The 6,212-nt window shown below is 64.3% G+C and carries 8 protein-coding genes; 6 read left to right on the top strand and 2 right to left on the bottom strand.

Going from position 1 to position 6,212, the window contains the following annotated elements:
• Nucleotides 1–196: 196 nt before the first annotated feature.
• On the bottom strand, nucleotides 197–1,279 hold the full coding sequence (gene hrcA, locus EN893_RS14460; RefSeq protein WP_023814157.1) for a heat-inducible transcriptional repressor HrcA: 1,083 nt from the start codon (nucleotides 1,277–1,279) through the stop codon (nucleotides 197–199).
• 198 nt (nucleotides 1,280–1,477) lie between these two features.
• Here hrcA and rph point away from each other — a divergent pair, with 198 nt between their 5' ends.
• The 5 genes from rph to EN893_RS14490 all read left to right on the top strand — a co-directional run bounded on the left by rph (nucleotide 1,478) and on the right by EN893_RS14490 (nucleotide 5,369).
• Nucleotides 1,478–2,194, top strand: coding sequence for a ribonuclease PH (gene rph, locus EN893_RS14465; protein WP_056585385.1), 717 nt, complete (start codon nucleotides 1,478–1,480; stop codon nucleotides 2,192–2,194).
• A 183-nt stretch (nucleotides 2,195–2,377) separates the two neighbouring features.
• Entirely contained in the window at nucleotides 2,378–2,788 is a 411-nt protein-coding gene (locus EN893_RS14475) for a VOC family protein (RefSeq protein WP_127269530.1), read from the top strand.
• A complete protein-coding gene (gene rdgB / locus EN893_RS14480; RefSeq protein ID WP_127269531.1) occupies nucleotides 2,788–3,435 on the top strand; it encodes an RdgB/HAM1 family non-canonical purine NTP pyrophosphatase in 648 nt (215 codons plus the stop codon). Before EN893_RS14475 ends, rdgB begins: the two co-directional genes overlap by 1 nt.
• A complete protein-coding gene (hemW, locus tag EN893_RS14485; protein ID WP_127269532.1) occupies nucleotides 3,432–4,595 on the top strand; it encodes a radical SAM family heme chaperone HemW in 1,164 nt (387 codons plus the stop codon). Before rdgB ends, hemW begins: the two co-directional genes overlap by 4 nt.
• 399 nt (nucleotides 4,596–4,994) lie before the next feature.
• The gene (locus EN893_RS14490) at nucleotides 4,995–5,369 is read left to right on the top strand and encodes an EamA family transporter (RefSeq protein WP_245490832.1); all 375 of its coding nucleotides are present in this window, start codon (nucleotides 4,995–4,997) and stop codon (nucleotides 5,367–5,369) included.
• Nucleotides 5,370–5,505: 136 nt separating this feature from the next.
• Here EN893_RS14490 and EN893_RS14495 read toward each other — a convergent pair whose 3' ends face one another.
• The gene (locus EN893_RS14495; protein ID WP_127269534.1) at nucleotides 5,506–5,694 is read right to left on the bottom strand and encodes a hypothetical protein; all 189 of its coding nucleotides are present in this window, start codon (nucleotides 5,692–5,694) and stop codon (nucleotides 5,506–5,508) included.
• 134 nt (nucleotides 5,695–5,828) lie between these two features.
• Here EN893_RS14495 and EN893_RS14500 point away from each other — a divergent pair.
• Nucleotides 5,829–6,212 (top strand): SAM-dependent methyltransferase (locus EN893_RS14500; RefSeq protein WP_245490833.1); only part of this gene is annotated, 384 nt, incomplete at its 3' end.

Below are 6,212 nucleotides of genomic sequence, written 5' to 3' on the forward strand. Positions count from 1 at the left end.
CGTCGAGGCGTTTTTCCAACTCGACGAGATCGGCCGGCAGCGGCAGGCCCATGGCGCGCATTTCCTGCAGTTTTTCGCGCAACTGCTCCTGGATCTCGTGCTGGTCTTCCGGCTGGTTGACCATCTCCTCCAGCAGGAGGCTGATCCGGGCCTTGAATTCTTCGAGCGCCATCATCGTCTCCTCGGTTGGATCAGCTCAGCGCAGCATGCGTGAAATCAGCTGCGCCGTATAGTCGACCATTGGGACGATGCGCGCGTAGTTCAGCCGGGTCGGGCCGATGACGCCGAGCGCGCCGACGACGCGGGCATCCTTGTCGCGATAAGGCGCCACCACCAGCGACGAGCCCGACAGCGAAAACAGCTTGTTTTCCGAGCCGATGAAGATGCGCACGCCCGAGCCCTGCTCGGCGAGGTCAAGCAGCTGGATAAGCCCGTCCTGCGTCTCCATGTCCTCGAACAGATGCCGCAGCAGTTCGATGTCGGCCTGGGCGGTGACGTTTTCGAGCAGATTGGCGCGCCCGCGCACGATGAGCCGTGCCGGCAGGCCGCTATCGGCGCCGGCCCACACCGCCAGCCCCTTCTCGACTAGGTCCTGCGACAGCGTGTCGAGCGCGGCCCTGGTTTCTTCCTTGATGCGGGCGATCTCGATCCGCGCCTCGGCCAGCGTGCGGCCGCGTATATGGGCGTTAAGGAAATTCGAGGCCTCGTGCAGTTGCGAGACGGTGATGCCGGCGGGCAGCTCGACGACGCGATTTTCGACGTCGCCATTCTGCGACACCAGCACTGCCAGCGCCTTGGTCGGTTCGAGCTGGATGAATTCGATGTGCTTCAGCGCCACCTCGTTCTTGGCGGCCAGCACCAGGCCGGCGCCGCGCGACATGCCCGACAGCATCTGGCTGGCCTCGGTCAGCATGTGTTCCAGCGTCGCGCCCGAGCCGGACGCCCGAACCTGTGCCTCGATGGCGCGGCGCTCCTCGTCGGAAAGATCGCCAAGCTCCATGAAGGCATCGACGAAGAAACGCAGGCCGGCCTGCGTCGGCAGCCGGCCGGCCGAAATGTGCGGCGCGTAGATCAGGCCGAGATGCTCGAGGTCGCTCATGACGTTGCGGATGGTGGCCGGCGACAGCGAAGACGGCAGGATGCGCGACAGGCTGCGCGAGCCCACGGGTTCGCCGTCCCTGAGGTAGGAATCGACGATGCGCCGGAAGATGTCGCGCGAACGCATGTCGAGCGACTGGAGCGCGGGCGACTGCGAAGCGGGATCGACTGCCTTGGTCATACGGCCAAAAACCTCCGGCCCAAGGATATAGACTTACACTGCACCCGCGCAACCCGGTGTCTGTGTGAGATCACCCGGTGTCTTTGTGAGATCACCCGGTGTCTGAGTCAGATCGTCGGGCCATTTTCCTTTGCGCCACGCGTCCCATGCGGTTACAAGCCGGCCAAGATTCCGAAAAATGACAAGAAAGCAGCCTGAATGCGCCCTTCCAAACGCCAATTCGACGAAATGCGTGCCATCTCCTTCGAGCGCGGCGTCTCCAAGCATGCCGAAGGCTCATGCCTGGTGAAGTTCGGCGACACTCATGTCCTGTGCACGGCCAGCCTCGAGGAAAAAGTGCCGGGCTGGATGCGCAATTCCGGCAAGGGCTGGGTGACGGCGGAATACGGCATGCTGCCGCGCTCGACCGGCGAGCGCATGCGCCGCGAGGCTTCGGCCGGCAAGCAGGGCGGCCGCACGCTCGAAATCCAGCGGCTGATCGGCCGCTCCCTGCGCGCCGTGGTCGACCTGCAGGCGCTGGGCGAGCAGCAGATCACCGTCGACTGCGACGTCATCCAGGCCGATGGTGGCACCCGCACCGCATCGATCACCGGCGGCTGGGTGGCGCTGTATGACTGCCTGCGCTGGATGGAAGCGCGCCAGATGGCCAGCGTCGCCAAGGTGCTGAAGGACCATGTCGCGGCGATCTCCTGCGGCATCCATGACGGCCAGCCGGTCATCGACCTCGACTATATCGAGGATTCTTCGGCCGGCACCGACGCCAATTTCGTCATGACCGGCAAGGGTGGCATCGTCGAGATCCAGGGCACCGCCGAGGGCGAGCCTTTCTCCGAGGAGCAGTTCGCGGACTTGATGGGCCTGGCCAAGAAAGGCATCCAGAGGTTGGTGAGTCTGCAGCAGATGGCGGTGGCTTAGTTTTTCGATGTCGAGTTTGAGCGCCCCCCTCTGGCCTGCCGGCCATCTCCCCCTCAAGTGGGGAGATTGGCGACTTCTGCGTTGTCGCGCACCCTGCAACGCCGGAGATTGGCGAATACCGAAATGGCATCCGATCTCCCCCCTTGAGGGGGAGATGGCCGGCAGGCCAGAGGGGGGCGCCTCGTGACGCCCTCGGCCATCCTTGAATCCGCTCTCTACGTCACCGATCTTCCCGCAGCGGAAACCTTCTACACCGACATCCTCGGCCTCAATCTCCTCGGCAAGGTCGACGGCCGCCACCTCTTCTTCCGCTGCGGGCCGGGCGTGCTGCTCGTCTTCAACGCCGAGGCGACGAAAGTGCCGCCGGCGCCTGACGCCAGGCTGCCGGTGCCGCCGCATGGCGCGGTCGGCCAAGGTCATCTGTGCTTTACGGCGACCGGCGATGAAATCGCCGGCTGGAAAGCCCATCTCGCGGCGAAGAAGATCGCCATCGAAAGCGAATTCGAGTGGCCGCAGGGCGGCCGTTCGATCTATATACGCGACCCCTCGGGCAATTCGATCGAATTCGCCGAGCCACGAATCTGGGGCCTTTGATGCATTCTCTTGATGGCAAGAAGATCGTCGTCGCCAGCCACAATGAAGGCAAGCTGCGCGAATTCGCCGACCTGATGGGGCCGTTCGGCTTCGAAGCGAAGTCGGCCAAGGAGTATGGCCTGCCGGAGCCGGACGAGACCGGCACCACCTTCGAGGAGAACGCCTACATCAAGGCGCTCGCCGCCGCCAAGGCGACCGGCCTGCCGGCGCTGTCGGACGATTCCGGCCTGTGCGTCGACGCGCTTGATGGCGCGCCCGGCGTCTACACCGCCAACTGGGCCGAAACCCCGGATGGCAGCAGAGATTTCGGCATGGCCATGCAGCGCACCGAAGTGGCGTTGCAGGAGGTCGGCGCGGCCTTGCCGCAACAGCGCAAGGGACGCTTCGTTGCCGTCATCTGTCTGGCGTTTCCCGACGGCGAGGCCGAATATTATCGCGGTGAGGCCGAAGGCACGCTGGTCTGGCCACCGCGCGGCGAACTCGGCTTCGGTTACGACCCGGTCTTCCTCCCCGACGGCTTCGAAAAGACCTTCGGCGAAATGAGCGCCGAGGAAAAGCACGGCTGGAGGCCCGGCCAGCCGACGGCGCTGTCGCACCGCGCTCGCGCTTTCCAGAAGTTCGCTAAAGCGAGATTGGGCTCGGCATGAGCATCCTGCTCGACCGGACGCCCGGCTTCGGCGTCTATGTTCATTGGCCGTTCTGCGCGGCCAAGTGCCCCTATTGCGACTTCAACAGCCATGTCCGCCACCAGCCGGTCGATCAGGACCGCTTCGCCAGTGCCTTCGAGGCCGAGCTGGCGACGATGCGCGAACGCACCGGGCCGCGCGAGGTGACCAGCGTTTTTCTCGGCGGCGGCACGCCGTCGCTGATGAAGCCGGAAACCGTGGCCAGGGTTCTTGACGCCGTGGCGAAGAACTGGACTGTGCCTGACGGCATCGAGGTGACGCTGGAGGCCAATCCGTCCTCGGTCGAGGCCGAACGCTTTCGCGGCTACCGGGCAGCCGGCGTCAACCGCGTGTCGCTCGGCGTGCAGGCGCTGAATGACAAGGATTTGCGCTTCCTCGGCCGGTTGCACAATGTCGAAGAGGCCCTGCACGCCATCGGCCTCGCGCGGGAAATATTCCCGAGGCTGTCCTTCGACCTCATCTATGCCCGGCCCGGCCAGACGCCGGAGGCTTGGGCATCGGAGCTGGAACAGGCGATCGGCCATGCCGCCGACCATCTGTCACTCTACCAGCTGACCATCGAGGAGGGCACGCCGTTCCACGCGCTGCATGCGGCGAAAAAATTCATCATTCCCGACAATGACCACGCCGCCGACCTCTATGCGCTGACGCAGGAGATTACATCGGCGCATGGTTTGCCGGCTTACGAGATTTCCAATCACGCAAGGCCGGGTGCCGAGAGCCGGCACAACCTCACCTATTGGCGCTATGGCGAATATGTCGGCGTCGGGCCGGGCGCGCATGGCCGCTTCGTCGAGAATGGCCGCCGCACGGTGACGATCGCCGAGCGGATGCCGGAAACCTGGGCCAATCTGGTCGAAGCCAAGGGCCATGGCGTCACCGGCGGCGAAATCCTGACGCGTTCGGAAGAGGCCGACGAATTCCTGCTGATGGGCCTGCGGCTCGCCGAAGGCATCGACCTCTCCCGCTACGAAACGTTCTCCGGACGCGGCCTGTCGTCAGCACGGCTGTCGATGCTGCAGGGAGAGGGGCTGGTGGCGCCGATCGGCAATTCGCGCCTGCGCGCCACGGCCGCCGGCATGATCGTGCTCGACGCCGTGGTCGCCGATCTGGCGCGGTAGGCAGGTAGCTTTGCCTGCGCCAAGCTCCTCCCGCCTCGTCATCCACGGGCGGAACGACGCGAAGCGGCGCGCAGACCCGAGGATCCATGCCGCGACGGCTGCTGCGGGGCGTCACGGTCCAGAATGGGCATGCCTGCTCTGCCACTTGTCCCGTTCAAACAATAGATTTCGTTGCCGGCGCATCTTCTCCACGCCAGCTTTCCAAATTCTGCACCGTAGCGAAATTCAGAAGTCACGGAATGGATCCTCGGGTCTTCGCGACGTCGCTTCGCTCCTGCTCCGCCCGTGGATGACGAAGGTGGGGAAGCCTCGTCCAATCTCCGAAGCTTAGGATTACACTTCTGAAGGCACGCGTTTCACGGTATCTCGGTTGAGACCTCATCCGCAAAGGCCACCGGCATGAACCTGACCGTATCCTCCTGGCAATTCTGGGCATTGCTCTCAGCTGCGTTCGCTGCCCTGACGGCGATCTTCGCCAAGGTTGGCATCGAGAACATCAATTCCGATTTCGCCACCTTCATCCGCACGGTCATCATCCTGATCGTGCTCGGTGCCATCCTGCTTGCCAGCGGCCAGTTCCAGTCGCCGGCCACGATCTCGGCAAAGACTTGGGCTTTCCTAGGCCTGTCCGGTCTGGCGACCGGCGCGTCATGGCTCTGCTACTTTCGCGCCCTGAAGATCGGCAATGCGGCGCAGGTGGCGCCGATCGACAAGCTAAGCGTCGTGCTTGTGGCGGTGTTTGGCGCGGCCTTTCTCGGCGAGCGGTTGTCCTGAGCGAATTGGCTTGGCGTCGCTCTTATCGCGGCGGGCGCGGTGCTGGTCGCCTATCGAGGCTAGTTGCGCGCCGTTGCGGGCATTCTTTGTTTCAAGACGGGTGATGAAGATATCGAAGCGATTGGGCATCGTCCGGTCAGTGCTCCGTCGTGCTATCGGGTTTGTTGTCGGAAAGCCTGACGTTGGTCGGCAAAGCGCTCACGGCTCGCTCTTTGGCCAGGCTGTGCTCGGTCTTGGCAGATAGGCGCTTGTCCCTGGGCGCGGCACCGCGCTTGCGGCCGGCATAGTAGGGCTCGAAAGCGTCCTGTATCTTCAGGCTGTCCATCCTGTCCTCCTCCGGAATCAGGGGGCTAATCTGCCAACGCCGGTTTGGTTCCCCACTGTGGCAAAGGAAAGGCGAATTCCTTACATCGGCGTCAGCTTTTGCAAGCCCGCGTCAGCCGTGCCAAACAGGGCTGAATGGAGAAGTCATCGGTGACCGCAGAGACGAGCAAGCGCAGCTATGTGGTCGGGCAGACCGAGATCGCGGCACGGCCATTGGAGCCGGCGCTCTATCTGGTGGCGACGCCGATCGGCAATCTCGCCGACATCACGCTGCGCGCGCTGGAGACGCTGGCCGCTGCCGACATCGTCGCCTGCGAAGACACGCGGGTGTCGCGCGTGCTGCTCGACCGCTACGGCATTCGCCGCCGCACCACGGCCTATCATGAACACAATGCCGGCGAGGCCGGGCCGAAGCTGATATCGGCACTTCAGGCCGGGCAGAGCGTGGCGCTGATCTCCGATGCCGGCACGCCGCTGGTATCCGATCCCGGCTACCGGCTGGTCGGCGAGGCGCTCGAC

Origin of the sequence: Mesorhizobium sp. M7A.F.Ca.CA.004.04.2.1, assembly GCF_004022825.1 — a bacterium.
In the GTDB taxonomy this organism is placed as follows: domain Bacteria; phylum Pseudomonadota; class Alphaproteobacteria; order Rhizobiales; family Rhizobiaceae; genus Mesorhizobium.

Excerpts from the sequence above, each read along its gene's own strand:
- hrcA (WP_023814157.1), bottom strand. The coding sequence starts at position 1,279 with ATGACCAAGGCAGTCGATCCCGCTTCGCAGTCGCCCGCGCTCCAGTCG.
- rph (WP_056585385.1), top strand. The coding sequence starts at position 1,478 with ATGCGCCCTTCCAAACGCCAATTCGACGAAATGCGTGCCATCTCCTTC.
- rdgB (WP_127269531.1), top strand. The coding sequence starts at position 2,788 with ATGCATTCTCTTGATGGCAAGAAGATCGTCGTCGCCAGCCACAATGAA.
- hemW (WP_127269532.1), top strand. The coding sequence starts at position 3,432 with ATGAGCATCCTGCTCGACCGGACGCCCGGCTTCGGCGTCTATGTTCAT.
- EN893_RS14490 (WP_245490832.1), top strand. The coding sequence starts at position 4,995 with ATGAACCTGACCGTATCCTCCTGGCAATTCTGGGCATTGCTCTCAGCT.
- EN893_RS14495 (WP_127269534.1), bottom strand. The coding sequence starts at position 5,694 with ATGGACAGCCTGAAGATACAGGACGCTTTCGAGCCCTACTATGCCGGC.